16 protein-coding genes are annotated in these 16,066 nt (G+C 54.5%); 6 read left to right on the forward strand and 10 right to left on the reverse strand.

The features are described from left to right. Window positions 1–203: 203 nt before the first annotated feature. From L466_RS18660 to L466_RS18615, 10 genes are all read right to left on the reverse strand, one after another. On the reverse strand, window positions 204–944 hold the full coding sequence (locus tag L466_RS18660; RefSeq protein ID WP_032680180.1) for a carbonic anhydrase: 741 nt from the start codon (window positions 942–944) through the stop codon (window positions 204–206). Window positions 945–1,081: 137 nt separating this feature from the next. Beyond that, window positions 1,082–1,963 (reverse strand): 50S ribosomal protein L11 methyltransferase, encoded by an 882-nt coding sequence (prmA, locus tag L466_RS18655; protein ID WP_014171869.1) that lies wholly within the window; start codon window positions 1,961–1,963, stop codon window positions 1,082–1,084. An 11-nt stretch (window positions 1,964–1,974) separates the two neighbouring features. Next, a complete protein-coding gene (gene panF / locus L466_RS18650; RefSeq protein WP_020883501.1) occupies window positions 1,975–3,426 on the reverse strand; it encodes a sodium/pantothenate symporter in 1,452 nt (483 codons plus the stop codon). Further along, complete coding sequence (locus tag L466_RS18645) at window positions 3,416–3,658, reverse strand: YhdT family protein (protein ID WP_006178860.1); 243 nt, start codon at window positions 3,656–3,658, stop codon at window positions 3,416–3,418. The genes panF and L466_RS18645 overlap by 11 nt, the downstream gene beginning before the upstream one ends. A gap of 110 nt (window positions 3,659–3,768) precedes the next feature. Beyond that, window positions 3,769–5,118: an acetyl-CoA carboxylase biotin carboxylase subunit gene (accC, locus tag L466_RS18640; RefSeq protein WP_020883502.1), complete on the reverse strand. Its 1,350-nt coding sequence runs from the start codon at window positions 5,116–5,118 to the stop codon at window positions 3,769–3,771. A gap of 10 nt (window positions 5,119–5,128) precedes the next feature. Continuing rightward, entirely contained in the window at window positions 5,129–5,590 is a 462-nt protein-coding gene (gene accB, locus L466_RS18635; protein ID WP_014171866.1) for an acetyl-CoA carboxylase biotin carboxyl carrier protein, read from the reverse strand. Between the two features lie 21 nt (window positions 5,591–5,611). Next, window positions 5,612–6,064, reverse strand: coding sequence for a type II 3-dehydroquinate dehydratase (aroQ, locus tag L466_RS18630; protein ID WP_014171865.1), 453 nt, complete (start codon window positions 6,062–6,064; stop codon window positions 5,612–5,614). Window positions 6,065–6,298: 234 nt separating this feature from the next. Further along, window positions 6,299–6,898: a protein-methionine-sulfoxide reductase heme-binding subunit MsrQ gene (gene msrQ / locus L466_RS18625; RefSeq protein ID WP_014171864.1), complete on the reverse strand. Its 600-nt coding sequence runs from the start codon at window positions 6,896–6,898 to the stop codon at window positions 6,299–6,301. Next, a complete protein-coding gene (msrP, locus tag L466_RS18620; RefSeq protein WP_020883504.1) occupies window positions 6,899–7,900 on the reverse strand; it encodes a protein-methionine-sulfoxide reductase catalytic subunit MsrP in 1,002 nt (333 codons plus the stop codon). A 77-nt stretch (window positions 7,901–7,977) separates the two neighbouring features. Beyond that, complete coding sequence (locus L466_RS18615; protein ID WP_020883505.1) at window positions 7,978–8,952, reverse strand: acrylyl-CoA reductase (NADPH); 975 nt, start codon at window positions 8,950–8,952, stop codon at window positions 7,978–7,980. A 182-nt stretch (window positions 8,953–9,134) separates the two neighbouring features. Here L466_RS18615 and csrD point away from each other — a divergent pair, with 182 nt between their 5' ends. From csrD to rng, 6 genes are all read left to right on the forward strand, one after another. Continuing rightward, a complete protein-coding gene (gene csrD / locus L466_RS18610) occupies window positions 9,135–11,075 on the forward strand; it encodes an RNase E specificity factor CsrD (RefSeq protein WP_032680181.1) in 1,941 nt (646 codons plus the stop codon). Between the two features lie 281 nt (window positions 11,076–11,356). Next, window positions 11,357–12,400, forward strand: a complete 1,044-nt coding sequence (gene mreB, locus L466_RS18605) for a rod shape-determining protein MreB (RefSeq protein WP_000913396.1) — start codon at window positions 11,357–11,359, stop codon at window positions 12,398–12,400. A 61-nt stretch (window positions 12,401–12,461) separates the two neighbouring features. After that, window positions 12,462–13,478, forward strand: a complete 1,017-nt coding sequence (mreC, locus tag L466_RS18600; protein WP_014171860.1) for a rod shape-determining protein MreC — start codon at window positions 12,462–12,464, stop codon at window positions 13,476–13,478. Next, the gene (gene mreD / locus L466_RS18595; protein ID WP_014071997.1) at window positions 13,478–13,966 is read left to right on the forward strand and encodes a rod shape-determining protein MreD; all 489 of its coding nucleotides are present in this window, start codon (window positions 13,478–13,480) and stop codon (window positions 13,964–13,966) included. The genes mreC and mreD overlap by 1 nt, the downstream gene beginning before the upstream one ends. 9 nt (window positions 13,967–13,975) lie before the next feature. Beyond that, complete coding sequence (locus tag L466_RS18590) at window positions 13,976–14,569, forward strand: Maf family protein (protein ID WP_014171859.1); 594 nt, start codon at window positions 13,976–13,978, stop codon at window positions 14,567–14,569. After that, the gene (gene rng / locus L466_RS18585) at window positions 14,559–16,028 is read left to right on the forward strand and encodes a ribonuclease G (RefSeq protein WP_014885432.1); all 1,470 of its coding nucleotides are present in this window, start codon (window positions 14,559–14,561) and stop codon (window positions 16,026–16,028) included. The genes L466_RS18590 and rng overlap by 11 nt, the downstream gene beginning before the upstream one ends. Window positions 16,029–16,066 lie beyond the last annotated feature (38 nt).

The following is a 16,066-nucleotide window of genomic DNA, read 5'->3' on the forward strand; positions in this document are numbered from 1 at the left end:
TGAAAATTATAAACCTGTTAAATCATAAAGTTATGATGGAATGATTATTTTATAGCCGCTTACAATTTCCCGTAACTTCTCATCATTTCTGAATAAATGCATCACTTGAGCGGGATAATCTGCTGTTTTTAGCAGCAGATTATCCCGCTTGTTTGCGATCTGAGTCGCATTTTAGAACATGATCTGCATGCGAAAAATGCGCATTATTCGACGACTACGCGACCATGTAGGGGTTGTACCGGGCGGTTATTTTCGTGGTGCATCGTGTGGGAGAATTTCTCAAGCTGCTCTGCAGAGACGGTCAGCGGGTGCTTCAGTACAATCCAGGTTACCCCCTCTGAGCACGGCGGCGTGGTCAGCGAGCCGCTAAAGCGCCAGTATGTTTTATCTTTTGGAATCAGCTTGTTCAGATTGAGCTCCTGCTTAATCGAGACGTTCTGTTCGGCCTGCTCAGGCATGACGCTCCACGGCTTATCCAGCTCCGGGTTCGCGGCCCCTTTATCGAACATGACCGCCACCACCGCCAGCTCACCGGCCGCGTTTTTGTGCACCAGATGCATTTCCATCGCAAATTTCTTGCCATGCACGGTGTTTTCGCTCGGCGCGTGGAAATGGAACTGTTGCAGGGTCCAGGTTTGCTTATCGAGAGTAAGGGTATCGCGGGTTTCCGGCTTTTCACTTGCCTGAATGGTGTGGCCGTTGTTCGTCAGCGTCACAGGGCCATCAATGTAATGTGTTTGCAGCGGGGAGAGGTGCGCGTTAGCAGTGGATTCAATGTTGATGGGGGACTGATTCATCCCGCGTTGACAGGTTTTGTAAGCCTCGTCCAGTTCGCCCCAGTGTTCCGGTGCGCCTTCGCCTTCGTAGCTCCAGTGTGATGCGCAGGCTGAAGCCGAGATAATGCTCAGCGCAAAGAGCGCTGCCTTGCCAGTAAAGTGGGTCATAGTATTCTTCCGGTGAATTATTGTGGTTCAAACCATTTTTATCAATATGATTTGTGTGGGTATTTTACCGGAGAAGGGCACGGGAAGAGAGGATTATCGGAGGAAGAGAGGCGTGGTCAGATGACCACGCCAATGGCTTACTTTTTACGGCCCGTAATACGACACCACTCTTCTTTTTCGACCACCGGGTCGAGGGCGAAAAGATCGGCGTAGGCTTCGCAAACGCTGTCAGCCTGGCTTGCCAGGATCCCGGAAAGCCCCAGCAGACCGCCGTCAACGGGCAGTACGCTGATTAACGGGGCCAGTTCGCGTAACGGGCCGGCCAGAATGTTCGCCACCACCACATCGGCTTTCATGGCTTCTGGCTGCGCATCCGGCAGATACAGTTCAAGGCGGTCAGAAACGCCGTTGCGTTCAGCGTTATCACGGCTGGCCTGAATAGCCTGTGGATCGATATCGATCCCAATGGCTTTGGCCGCGCCCAGTTTCAGCGCCGCGATAGCGAGGATCCCGGATCCGCATCCGAAGTCGATCACCGTCTTGCCGTCCAGATCCAGACTGTCCAGCCACTGCAGGCACAGAGAAGTCGTCGGGTGAGTACCGGTCCCAAATGCAAGGCCCGGATCCAGCATCACGTTTACCGCGTTTTCATCCGGAACGTCACGCCAGCTCGGGCAGATCCACAGACGTTTACCGAACTGCATCGGGTGGAAGTTATCCATCCACTCACGTTCCCAGTCTTTGTCTTCCAGCTGTTCGATTTTGTGTGCAAAACCCGCACCCAGCAGCGGATGATTTTCCAGGATCGCGACAACCTCTTTCATGTCAGTTTCTGCATCAAACAGGCCAATAACGTCGGTATCACCCCACAGGCGGGTTTCGCCCGGCAGTGGCTCAAACACCGGCGTGTCATGCGTGTCCTGGAAGGTGATGGAGACCGAACCGGCTTCCATCAGCGCATCGCTTAGCTCTTCGGCGTTAGCGCCGGTTGTATTCAGTTTTAGTTGGATCCACGGCATGGCAAAACTCTTTATTTATCAGTAGAAATCGTAGCGGGCTGTGGGACAGGCTGACCGAAACGGTTCCCGACCACAAACGCCAGTAAACTTAACAGTAACGAAGGCACAATAGGATGGAAGCCCAGGTACTGAATTTTAAATGTAGCTAGCACGGCATACAGCACACCGCCGACAATCATGCCGCTCAGGGCACCGGCAGCGTTGGCGCGCTCCCAGTAGAGGCCCAATACCAGCGGCCACAGGAAGACGGCTTCAAGGCCGCCAAACGCCAGCAGGTTCAGCCAGATGATCATCTCCGGCGGACGCCATGCGGCTAACAGCAGCAGCGCGCCTAAAACGAGCGTAATCACCGCCGACATACGCTTCAGGCGTCGTTCATTTTGAACCTGCTCAGGACGCAGGTTCAGATAGAGATCTTTAATGATCGTAGCGGAACTCTGCAGTAGCTGGGCGTTAATGGTCGACATTATGGCGGCCATTGGCGCGGCGAGGAATATCCCCGCGGCAAAAGGCGGAAGCACTTTGACCATCAGGGTCGGGATCACCAAATCGGGAACCGTAAGGTCGGGGATAACCGCACGTCCTAACGCACCCGCCAGATGCATGCCGAACATCAGGATTGCAACAACGACCGTCCCGATAATAATACCCCGGTGAACGGCTTTGCTGTCTTTATATGAGATACAACGCACGGCGGTATGCGGCAGGCCAATAACACCAAAGCACACCAGCACCCAGAACGACGTCATAAATGTTGGCGAAAGGATATCATCCGCACCTTGTGGGGAAATCAGTTTCGGGTCAATCGCTTCCAGAGTTTCAACGGCATGGCTCAGACCACCTGCGGCGTGAACAATTCCCACCAGCAGAACGATTGTGCCAACGAGCATCACCATCCCCTGCAGCGTATCGTTCAGCACGCTGGCGCGAAATCCGCCAAACGCGGTATACAGCGCAATGCTCACCCCAAAGATGATAAGGCCCGTCTCATAGGGGATCCCTGCAGCGGTTTCCAGCAGACGTGCCCCGCCGATGAACTGCACCGTCATTGCACCAATAAACGCGACCAGCAGGCTTAAGCTTGCCAGCCACACCAGCAGACGGCTCTGGTAGCGCGCAAACAGCATATCGTTGAGCGTCACGGCGTTATAACGGCGTGCCAGAATGGCAAACTTTTTACCCAGTATACCCAGTGAGAGCCAGACGGCAGGCAGCTGAATCATTGCCAGCAGCACCCAGCCTAACCCGTATTTATAGGCTGCACCGGGGCCACCGATAAACGAGCTGGCGCTGATATAGGTGGCGGTAAGCGTCATGGCCAGCACGACACCGCCCATCGAGCGACTGCCGAGGAAATACTCATTCAGGAAAGTGCCGGTGGTTCTCTTACGCATTGCATAAACGGACAAACCAAACACGACCACCAGATACGCGACCAGCGGCAGAATGACTTCAAGCTGCATCATCATCCTCCAGCGGGATATCCCGGTAGATAAATTTCACCATTGCCCAGCACAGCAGGATAAAGACCAGCGGCACCAGCAGGCAGGCCATTTCGAACCAGTGAGGCAGGCCGGTAATGCCAATAGCCGAGTCAGGTAAGTAAGCGGTCACCAACCATGCGGCAAGATAGAGAAGGGTCAGCCACAGCGCCCATCGCGCTTCTTTATGGGCCTGAACAAAACGCTTGTCCATTTTTTGTCCCTTGTGGATGAATAAAGCGGGGATTGTACATGATGGGGCTTTCCGATCCCCAGAAATAAAAAAAGGCCGGATTATCCGGCCTTTTTGGCGTGACTGCGCGATTACTTCTCTTGCAGACCGAGTTTTTTCTCCAGATAGTGGATGTTAGTCCCACCATTCTGGAAGTGCTCGTCGCTCATGATACGCATCTGCAGTTCAACGTTGGTTTTGATACCGTCGATGATCAGCTCCTGCAGGGCGTTCTTCATGCGGGCAATTGCCACGTCACGGTTTTCGCCGTAGCAGATAAGCTTACCGATCATGGAGTCATAGTACGGGGGTACGGTGTAACCCGCGTAGATATGAGACTCCCAACGCACACCAAAGCCACCCGGCGCGTGGAAACGCGTGATTTTACCCGGGCTTGGCAGGAAGGTATTCGGGTCTTCGGCGTTGATACGGCATTCCACCGCATGGCCTTTGACCACAACTTCTTCCTGTTTGATGGACAGAGGCTGACCCGCAGCGATACGCAGCTGTTCTTTGATCAGGTCAACGCCGGTAATCATTTCGGTAACCGGGTGTTCTACCTGAATACGGGTGTTCATCTCAATGAAGTAGAACTCGCCGTTTTCGAACAGGAACTCGAAAGTACCCGCACCGCGATAGCCGATATCGACACAGGCTTTAGCACAACGCTCGCCGATGTAGCGACGCAGTTCCGGCGTAATGCCCGGTGCTGGCGCTTCTTCAACCACTTTCTGGTGACGACGCTGCATGGAGCAGTCACGTTCTGCCAGATAGATAGCGTTACCCTGACCGTCAGCCAGCACCTGAATTTCGATGTGGCGTGGGTTTTCAAGGTATTTTTCCATGTACACCATGTCATTGCTGAAAGCTGCTTTCGCTTCCGCTTTGGTCATGGAGATGGACTGAGCCAGTTCAGCATCGCTACGCACAACGCGCATACCGCGACCGCCGCCGCCGCCGGACGCCTTGATGATAACCGGATAGCCAATGCGTTTCGCATGAGCACGGTTAGCATCCATGTCGTCGGTCAGAGGACCGTCAGAGCCCGGTACGGTTGGAACACCGGCTTTTTTCATCGCGGTGATTGCGGACACTTTGTCGCCCATCAGGCGGATAGTGTCAGCTTTCGGGCCGATGAAGATAAAGCCAGAGCGCTCAACCTGCTCAGCAAAGTTGGCGTTCTCAGAGAGGAAGCCATAACCCGGATGAATTGCCACCGCGCCGGTGATTTCAGCGGCGCTGATGATAGCCGGGATGTTCAGATAGCTTTTTACGGACGGAGCCGGGCCAATACAGACCGTCTCATCCGCCAGCAATACGTGTTTTAAATCGCGATCCGCGCTTGAGTGCACAGCGACGGTCTTGATGCCCAGTTCTTTACAGGCACGAAGAATACGCAGTGCAATCTCGCCGCGGTTGGCGATAACAATTTTATCCAGCATGTTCGCCTCGTTACTCGATGACGACCAGCGGCTCGTCAAATTCAACCGGCTGACCACTTTCGACCAGAATCGCTTTCACAGTGCCTGATTTGTCTGCTTCGATCTGGTTCATCATTTTCATCGCTTCAACGATGCACAGGGTATCGCCTGCGTTGACTTTCTGACCCACTTCGATGAACGCTTTCGCATCCGGGCTCGGGGTGCGGTAGAAAGTACCAACCATTGGGGAACGTACGATGTGACCACTGATTTCTGCTGCAGCGGCAGGTGCGGCTTCAGCTGCTGGTGCAACGGCTGCGGAAAGCGCAGGCTGTTGCACTGGCGCAGCATAAGCCTGCTGCATTACCGGGAAGCTAGCGGCTGGGGCTGCACGGCTGATGCGTACAGACTCTTCGCCTTCAGAAATTTCCAGTTCGGAGATGCCTGATTCTTCAACCAGCTCGATCAGTTTTTTAATCTTACGAATATCCATGAGTGGGTTCCGTACTCTTGTTTAGTGTGATTGTGACAAGCGTTTTACCGCTGTCTGTAAAGCGTATGAATAGCCGTCAGCGCCCAGTCCGCAAATAACGCCAGCGGCGATATCTGATAGATAGGAATGGTGGCGGAACGGCTCTCGGGCGTGCACATTGCTCAGGTGGATCTCGATAAACGGGATACTCACTGCGAGCAGTGCGTCGCGAATAGCAACACTGGTGTGCGTAAACGCGGCCGGATTGATCAGGATATAGTCCACAGTGTCTTTAGCCTGATGAATACGGTCGATGATTGCGTACTCCGCGTTCGACTGAAAATGATCCAAATCCACATTCAGCGACGTTGCTTCCGTGCTCAGACGGTTAACAATTTCACTCAATGTTAGCGAGCCGTACTTCTCTGGCTCGCGGGTGCCGAGCATGTTCAGGTTCGGTCCGTTTAAAACTAAGATATGGAACTTATCAGCCATTGTGCCGCTATCTCCTGCGATTCTCCGGTAAAAAACAAAATATACCTTCGAAGCACGATTGTCACCTTTTCAGAGGCCTAAAACCGCTGTCGGGTAAACCAAAGTCGCACATTATAACGATTTCGTAGCATTTGGCAGCTAAATACTGGTCTTATCAGGGAAGATTATCAACCGCTATCCGAAAAAGATTCGCGGTTGACAGGGATTCTGCGGGAAAACGCACAGTTTCGTGAATTATCGCAACCACTGACGGAACTTCTTGTAACGCCATGCTAAAAGCGCCACAGCCAGCAGCGCGTAGAGTATGGGCTGCGGGGAGAGGATCTTCACCGACCACAGATAATGGATGGGCGCGAGGATCGCGACAAGATAGACGAAGTTGTGCAGCAGTTGCCAGCGCCTGCCCAATGTACGTTGTGCATATTGCGTTGATGTCAGTGCTAATGCCAGTAACACCAGCCAGCTCACGATACCTAACGTCAGGTACGGACGGGTGACCAGTTCGCGGCCCAGCAGTGCCAGGTTGTTAATGCCCAGTTCCAGCAAGGCGTAGCTGGTCAAATGGAGCGTCGCCCAGGCAAAACACCATAGTCCCAAAAGCCGGCGGGTGCGTATCAATAATGGCTGTTTAGCGTAGCGCGCTAACGGTGACACCAGCAAGGTCGCCAGTAAAAATTTCAGAGCCATCCGACCGGTAAAGTGCTGGATATCCTTTGCCGGATCAGCGCTAAAAAGCCCCTGGCTGGCGGCCCAGAATAACCAGATAAAAGGAAGCAACCCGGCTAAGTGCAACAGCACTTTCAGCCAGGTTATCTGTTTTGCCGTTAAACGCACTCAGAAGTTCTCCCGTAAATTAAGGCCACGGTAAAGCGACGCCACTTCATCAGCGTAGCCGTTAAACAACAGCGTTGGCTGACGCTTCACATCCAGCGCGCCGCCGGAACCGATAAATCGCTCGGTGGCCTGCGACCAGCGGGGATGATCGACGTGCGGGTTCACATTGGCAAAAAAGCCATATTCGTCGGGCGCCGCCAGGTTCCAGGTCGTGGGGGGACGTTCGCGGGTGAGCTTAATGCTGACGATAGATTTAATCCCTTTAAAACCGTACTTCCACGGCACCGTTAAGCGAACAGGCGCGCCGTTCTGCGGCGGGAGTGCTTTGCCGTAAACACCGACGGTCAGCAGCGTAAGAGGATGCATCGCTTCGTCGAGCCGTAACCCTTCGACATACGGATACGCAAGCCCACCGCCGATAAACCGATCTTTCTGGCCCGGCATCTCGTCCGGGGCGTAGCGCGTCTGGAAAGAGACATATTTTGCGTTGCTGGTGGGTTCAACCATCGCCAGCAGTTTATGCAGCGGGAAGCCTACCCAGGGCACGACCATCGACCAGGCTTCCACGCAGCGCATGCGGTAGATACGCTCTTCCAGTGGAAAACGGGTAGTGAGATCGTGATGGTCCAGCGTCAGCGGTTTTGCCACTTCACCGTCGATTTTCAGCGTCCACGGATCGGTTTTCATACTCCCCGCGTTGGCCGCAGGATCGGCCTTATCGAGACCAAATTCGTAGAAATTGTTATAGCCGGTCACTTTGTCTTCCGGCGTCAGCGTCAGTGTGTTTTGCCACTGAGCGGGTTTCGTAAAGGTGAGCGGGGCGCCGGAAGGGGCTTTCGGGCGATCGTTACCTTTAAACCAGTCGAGCAGGTCGGCATGAGCCGCAGGGGAAAGCGTCAGTGCGGTGGCGCTGATGCCAAGCATTTTCAGGATCTGGCGGCGCTGTAACATAAAGACAGATTCAGACGTTACGTCGGCTTCCGTCAGTTTTCGGGTTTTCATGGCATCCTCCGTCATGCGTTTTTCTAAGCATGACGGAGGAGAGGGATTAGCGCGAATATGTCACGAAAATTTGAAGATTAGGCAATTTTCACCAGCGCGCGGCCGTGGAACTGGTTGTCCATGATCTTGCTGGCATATTCAGGCGCCTGGCTAAGCGTGATTTCGGTTGCGCTCTGAGTGAAGAACGTGTCCGGCAAATCGCGCTGCAGACGTTCCCAGGCCGCAATGCGGCGCGCCGCCGGAGTCATTACGGAATCAACACCCTGCAGGCGAACGTTACGCAGAATAAAGGGCATCACGGTGGTGGGCAGGGCAAAACCGCCCGCCAGACCACAGGCTGCCACGCAGCCGCCGTAGTTCATCTGCGCCAGCACTTTTGCCAGCACTTTGTCACCGACGGTATCTACCGCACCTGCCCAGAGCTGTTTTTCCAGTGGACGGGTTTCGGCAAACTCGTCGCGGCTCAGGATGCGATTAGCGCCGAGCTGACGCAGGTACGCGTGGGTGCTCTCGCGCCCGGAAACTGCCGCAACCTGGTAACCCAGTTTGTGCAGCAATGTCACCGCCGTGCTGCCCACACCACCGCTGGCACCGGTCACGACGATCTCACCCGATTCAGGGCGAATACCGGCATCTTCCAGCGCCATCACGCACAGCATGGCGGTAAAGCCTGCGGTACCGATGATCATCGCTTTACGACCATCCAGGCCTTGTGGCATCGGCACCAGCCAGTCGCCTTTCACGCGCGCCTGTGTCGCCAGCCCACCCCAGTGATTTTCACCCACGCCCCAGCCCGTGAGCAGCACCTGCTGGCCGGCATGGAAGCGCGGATCTTCGCTCGCATGAACCCGGCCCGCAAAATCGATACCTGGCACCATAGGGAAATTTCGGATGATTTTACCCTTCCCGGTAATAGCCAGCGCATCTTTATAATTTAAACTGGACCAGTCGATGTCGACGGTCACTTCGCCTGCCGGCAGTCGGCTCTCTTCAACGGCCTGCACCGAGGCAAGCGTTTTGCCGTCCTGCTGTTCTAAGATCAAAGCCTGCATACAGGGTCCTCACGACTCAGATGATTGGAAAATAGCTCCTGAAGACTATACTCCCTCAGGGAAAAGCAATGCCGATTTAACGCAATAAATTGCCAGATACGCCAGGTTTGATAGTATGCCGCATTTGAAATGCAAGTTAGCGCTTACTCGCTAACCCCTCAACCCACGGAGTTATCTCAAGGATGCGATTAACGACGAAGTTCTCGGCTTTTATCACCTTACTGACGGGGCTGACCATTTTTGTCACGCTCCTTGGCTGTTCACTGAGCTTTTATAACGCCATTCAGGACAAGCTGGTTAATCGGGTGCAGTCTGTCGCGTCGGTGATTGATAATCGTCTCCTCACCACCCCGCTGCCGGTGCTGTCCCGCGAACTGGATGAGTTGATGGTGCCTGTCGATATTGTCCAAATCGACATTCTGCAGGGAAAGCATAATGTTTTAAGCCATGCCCGGCAGGACAGCTATCGGCCTGCGGGCGTGGTAAGCCAGTACCGGGAAGTGACGGTGCACTCCCTTAAAAACCCGGGCATGACCATAAACATGGTCTACCTCGATCCAATGGCCAGCTACTTCCGCTCGATGATGACCACCGCGCCGCTCACCGTCGCCGTCGCGTTTATTGTCCTGCTGATTTTCCTCGCGGTTCGCTGGCTGCGCCGTCAGCTCTCTGGTCAGGAACTGCTGGAGATGCGTTCCGTGCGAATACTGAACGGTGAACGTGGCCCGCAGGTGCGTGGCTCGATCCATGAATGGCCTGCGCGTGCCAGCAGTGCGCTGGATACGCTGCTCTCAGAAATTCAGTTCGCCAGCGACCAGCGCAGCCGTATGGACACGCTGATCCGCTCTTACGCTGCGCAGGATAATAAAACCGGGCTGAACAACCGTCTTTTCTTTGATAATCAACTGGCCACGTTGCTGGACGATCCGGAAAAAGTCGGGACGCACGGTGTTGTCATGATGATTCGCCTGCCCGATTTCGATCTGCTGCGCGACACCTGGGGACAGCGCGTGGCGGAAGAGAATCTCTTTACGCTGATCAACCTGCTCTCCACCTTTATTATGCGTTATCCGGGTGCGCTGCTGGCTCGTTATCACCGCAGCGACTTTGCCGTGCTGTTGCCTCACCGTACGCTGAAAGAGTCAGAAAGCATCGCCAGCCAGCTGCTGAAAGCGGTGGATGCGCTGCCGCAGAGCAAAATGCTCGACAGGGACGATATGGTTCATATGGGCATCTGTGCCTGGCGCGGCGGCCAGTCGACGGAACAGGTGATGGAACATGCTGAAGCGGCAACCCGCAACGCCGTGTTGCAGGGCGCTAACGGCTGGGCTGTGTATGACGATTCGTTACCGGAAAAAGGGCGCGGCAATGTGCGCTGGCGAACGTTGATAGAGCAAATGCTCAGCCGCGGCGGGCCGCGCATTTATCAAAAACCGGCGGTGATGAAAAACGGGAACGTTCATCACCGTGAGCTGATGTGCCGTATTTTTGACGGTACGGAAGAGGTCATCTCCGCGGAATATTTGCCGATAGTGCTGCAGTTTGGGCTTTCTGAAGAGTATGACCGCCAGCAGATCACCCGACTCATGCCGTTTTTGTCCTTCTGGCCCGAAGAAAACCTGGCGCTACAGGTTACCGTGGAGTCGTTAATTCGCCCGCGTTTTCAGCGCTGGTTGCGTGATACATTAATGCAATGCGAAAAATCGCAACGCAAACACATTATTTTTGAACTTGCTGAGGCGGATGTGGGTCAACACATCAGCCGGTTACGTCCGGTAGTACGGTTGATTAATGCGCTAGGTGCCCGTGTCGCGGTCACGCAGGCGGGTTTAACGCTGGTCAGTACTAACTGGATTAAGGAACTGGATGTGGAGTTATTAAAGCTGCATCCGGGGCTGGTAAGGAACATTGAAAAGCGCACGGAAAACCAGCTGCTGGTACAGAGTCTGGTGGAAGCGTGCAAGGGAACGCGAACACAAGTCTTTGCCACGGGCGTGCGCTCCAGAAGCGAATGGCAGATGTTGACAGAGCGCGGTGTGACGGGCGGTCAGGGGGATTTTTTTGCCTCCTCTCAGCCGCTTGACACCAATGTGAAAAAATATTTGCAAAGATACTCTGTTTGACCTGCCGTTTAATCCGTTTTCACGTAGAATATCGCGCCTGTAGCTTTGAGTATGACGAGCAAAAAGCCAGTGAACGACCTTTAGCGGGTTACAAATGTCAGTGAGGGACGCTACTGTGTACTCAGCCCTGAGGGAATCAGGGAAAGATTTGTAACATCAGGATACGTACTGCACAAATTTTCACCGCTGCAGATGATTTTTGCGCCTTGTCGCTGCTGCGTGTGGTTGGTAAAGTAAGCGGATTTTGTTTTCCGCCCCAGCTTTCAGGATTATCCCTTAGTATGTTGAAAAAATTTCGTGGCATGTTTTCCAATGACCTGTCCATTGACCTGGGTACCGCGAATACCCTTATTTACGTTAAAGGACAAGGCATCGTATTGAATGAGCCTTCCGTTGTGGCCATTCGTCAGGATCGTGCCGGCTCGCCGAAAAGCGTAGCCGCTGTGGGTCATGACGCGAAGCAGATGCTGGGACGTACCCCTGGCAACATCGCCGCAATCCGCCCAATGAAAGACGGCGTTATCGCTGACTTCTTCGTGACTGAAAAAATGCTTCAGCACTTCATCAAGCAGGTTCACAGCAACAGCTTCATGCGCCCAAGCCCGCGTGTTCTGGTGTGTGTGCCGGTTGGCGCCACCCAGGTTGAACGTCGCGCAATCCGTGAATCAGCCCAGGGTGCAGGCGCGCGTGAAGTGTTCCTGATTGAAGAGCCAATGGCGGCGGCAATCGGTGCGGGTCTGCCTGTTTCTGAAGCGACCGGTTCTATGGTGGTGGATATCGGTGGTGGTACCACTGAAGTGGCCGTTATCTCCCTGAACGGCGTGGTGTACTCCTCTTCCGTGCGTATCGGTGGCGATCGTTTCGACGAAGCCATCATTAATTATGTGCGTCGTAACTACGGTTCCCTGATCGGCGAAGCGACCGCTGAGCGTATCAAGCATGAAATCGGTTCCGCTTACCCGGGCGATGAAGTGCGTGAAATCGAAGTTCGCGGCCGTAACCTGGCTGAAGGTGTTCCACGCGGCTTTACCCTGAACTCCAACGAAATTCTGGAAGCGCTGCAGGAACCTCTGACCGGTATCGTGAGCGCAGTGATGGTTGCCCTGGAACAGTGCCCACCAGAACTGGCGTCTGATATCTCCGAGCGCGGTATGGTTCTGACCGGTGGTGGTGCGCTGCTGCGTAACCTCGACCGCCTGTTAATGGAAGAGACAGGTATTCCTGTCGTAGTTGCAGAAGATCCACTGACTTGCGTCGCCCGTGGTGGTGGCAAGGCGCTGGAAATGATCGACATGCACGGCGGCGACTTGTTCAGCGAAGAGTAGTCATTGTGAAAGGGTAGCGTATCGCTACCCTTTCTCTCTGACACGAGAATACGCATAGCCTATGAAGCCAATTTTTAGCCGTGGCCCATCGCTACAGTTTCGCCTCATTCTGGCGGTCCTGGTTGCGCTTGGGGTCATTATTGCCGATAGCCGCCTCGGTACGTTCAGTCAGATCAGAACGTACATGGATACCGCCGTCAGTCCTTTCTACTTTATTTCAAATGGTCCCCGTGAGTTGCTCGACTCCGTTTCTCAAACGTTGTCTTCACGTGACCAACTCGAACTCGAAAACCGGGCATTACGTCAGGAACTGCTGTTGAAAAACAGCGAGCTGCTGATGCTGGGACAATATAAGCAGGAAAACGCGCGTCTGCGCGAGCTGCTTGGCTCGCCGCTGCGTCAGGATGAGCAGAAGATGGTGACGCAGGTGATCTCCACCGTCAACGATCCTTACAGCGATCAGGTGGTGATCGACAAAGGAAGCGTGAACGGTGTGTATGAAGGTCAGCCTGTTATCAGTGATAAAGGCGTTGTAGGCCAGGTTGTTGCTGTGGCCAAACTGACCAGCCGCGTTCTGCTGATCTGCGATGCCACGCATGCGCTGCCGATTCAGGTACTGCGTAATGACATTCGCGTCATCGCGGCCGGTAACGGGTGTACCGACGATCTCCAGCTGGAACATCTGCCGGCTAACACGGACATTCGTGTGGGCGACGTTCTGGTGACGTCGGGTCTGGGTGGACGTTTCCCTGAAGGGTATCCGGTTGCGGTTGTCTCTTCGGTGAAGCTTGATACGCAGCGTGCCTATACCGTGATTCAGGCGCGTCCAACCGCGGGTTTACAGCGTCTTCGCTACCTGCTGCTGCTGTGGGGCGCCGACCGCAATGGTGCTAACCCCATGACGCCTGAAGATGTTCATCGCGTCGCGAATGAACGCCTGATGCAAATGATGCCGCAGGTTCTGCCGGCACCGGATGCCATGGGACCCCCTGCGCCAGTACCGGCCCCTGCTACGGGGCTAACGCAGCCGCTGCCGGATGCACCGCCACCGCCTAAACTCTCCTCGGGAGGGCAGTAGTGGCAAGTTACCGTAGCCAGGGACGCTGGGTTATCTGGCTCTCATTTCTCATTGCGCTGTTACTGCAAATCATGCCCTGGCCGGACGACATTCTCGTTTTCCGGCCAAACTGGGTATTGCTCATTTTGCTCTACTGGATCCTTGCCCTGCCGCACCGCGTAAATGTCGGCACAGGTTTTGTGATGGGTGCCATACTGGATCTCATTAGTGGCTCTACGCTTGGCGTGCGCGCCTTGTCCATGAGTATTATTGCGTACCTCGTCGCACTTAAATTCCAGCTCTTTCGTAACCTCGCGCTCTGGCAACAGGCGCTGGTGGTGATGTTGTTGTCGCTTGCTGCGGATATCGTTGTTTTCTGGGCAGAGTTTTTAGTGATCAACGTCTCTTTCCGACCGGAAGTGTTCTGGAGTAGTGTAGTAAACGGTGTGCTCTGGCCGTGGCTGTTCCTGCTGATGCGTAAGGTTCGCCAGCAGTTTGCTGTGCAATAAAAGGTTTCTATGACGTCTCTATATCTTGCTTCTGGTTCTCCGCGTCGTCAGGAGTTGCTCACTCAACTGGGCGTCTCCTTTGAACGCATTGTTACGGGCATCGAAGAGAAACGCGCTGAAGGCGAAAGTGCCCAGCAGTACGTTTCTCGACTGGCGCGTGAGAAAGCGCAGGCAGGCGTGGCGCAAACGCCGCGTGACTTGCCGGTGCTGGGGGCAGATACCATCGTTATTCTTAACGGTGAAGTGCTTGAGAAACCGCACGACGCTGAACATGCGGCGCGCATGCTGCGCAAAATGTCCGGACAAACACATCAGGTAATGACCGCCGTCGCGCTGGCGGACAGCCAGCACGTGCTGGATTGCCTGGTGGTGACGGACGTGACATTCAGAGTGCTTACCGACGACGAGATCGCCGCTTATATCACCAGCGGTGAACCGATGGATAAGGCAGGTGCATACGGTATTCAGGGGCTGGGTGGCTGTTTTGTCAGGAAGATTAATGGCAGCTATCACGCCGTAGTCGGCTTACCGCTGGTGGAAACGTATGAGTTGCTGAGCAATTTTAACTCACTGCGTGAGGGAAGGGATAATTATGACGGCTGAATTGTTGGTAAACGTAACGCCATCGGAAACCCGTGTGGCCTATATTGATGGTGGCATTCTTCAGGAAATTCATATTGAGCGTGAAGCGCGGCGCGGAATAGTAGGCAATATCTACAAAGGTCGTGTCAGTCGTGTACTACCGGGTATGCAGGCGGCTTTTGTAGATATTGGACTGGATAAGGCGGCATTTTTACATGCCTCCGACATTATGCCGCATACCGAGTGCGTCGCGGGCGAAGAGCAAAAGCAGTTTGCCGTGCGCGATATCTCCGAACTGGTGCGTCAGGGCCAGGATCTGATGGTACAGGTCGTCAAAGATCCGCTGGGCACAAAAGGCGCCCGTCTGACGACCGACATTACCTTGCCTTCCCGCTATCTGGTCTTTATGCCTGGCGCGTCGCACGTGGGCGTTTCGCAGCGCATTGAGAGCGAAAGCGAGCGCGAGCGTCTTAAAAAAGTGGTCAGCGCTTACTGCGATGAACAGGGCGGATTTATCATCCGTACCGCCGCAGAAGGGATCAGTGAAGACGATCTGGCGTCTGATGCGGCCTACCTCAAGCGCGTCTGGACCAAAGTCATGGAGCGTAAAAAACGCAACCAGACCCGCTACCAGCTTTACGGCGAACTGGCGCTGGCTCAGCGCGTCCTGCGTGATTTTGCCGATGCACAGCTCGACAGAATTCGCGTGGATTCCCGCCTGACCTATGAAGCGCTGCTGGAATTTACCGCCGAATACATTCCCGAAATGCCTGGCCTGCTGGAGCATTACACGGGGCGTCAGCCTATCTTCGATCTCTATGACGTCGAAAATGAGATCCAGCGAGCGCTGGAACGCAAGGTTGAACTGAAGTCCGGCGGCTATCTGATCATCGATCAGACCGAAGCGATGACGACGGTGGATATCAACACCGGCGCGTTTGTCGGCCATCGCAACCTGGATGACACCATCTTTAATACCAACATCGAAGCCACGCAGGCCATCGCCCGCCAGCTTCGCCTGCGCAATCTGGGTGGCATTATCATCATCGACTTTATCGATATGAGTAATGAAGACCATCGCCGTCGTGTGCTGCACTCGCTGGAGCAGGCGCTGAGTAAAGATCGCGTGAAAACCAGCATCAACGGCTTCTCACAGCTGGGGCTGGTGGAAATGACGCGTAAGCGTACCCGCGAAAGCGTGGAGCACGTGCTGTGCAATGAATGCCCAACCTGCCACGGACGTGGCACAGTAAAGACGGTTGAGACCGTCTGCTACGAGATCATGCGTGAAATCGTTCGCGTTCATCATGCCTACGACTCCGATCGTTTTCTGGTCTATGCTTCCCCTGCGGTGGCTGAAGCGCTGAAAGGCGAAGAGTCGCACGCGCTGGCGGAAGTGGAAATCTTTGTCGGCAAACAGGTAAAAGTTCAAATCGAACCGCTCTATAACCAGGAGCAGTTTGACGTCGTGATGATGTAAGACGCGGTACGCCGCGTGACCAAAGCTGACAAGGAGAG

The organism is Enterobacter sp. BIDMC 30, assembly GCF_000534355.1.
Classification (GTDB): Bacteria; Pseudomonadota; Gammaproteobacteria; order Enterobacterales; family Enterobacteriaceae; genus Enterobacter; species Enterobacter ludwigii.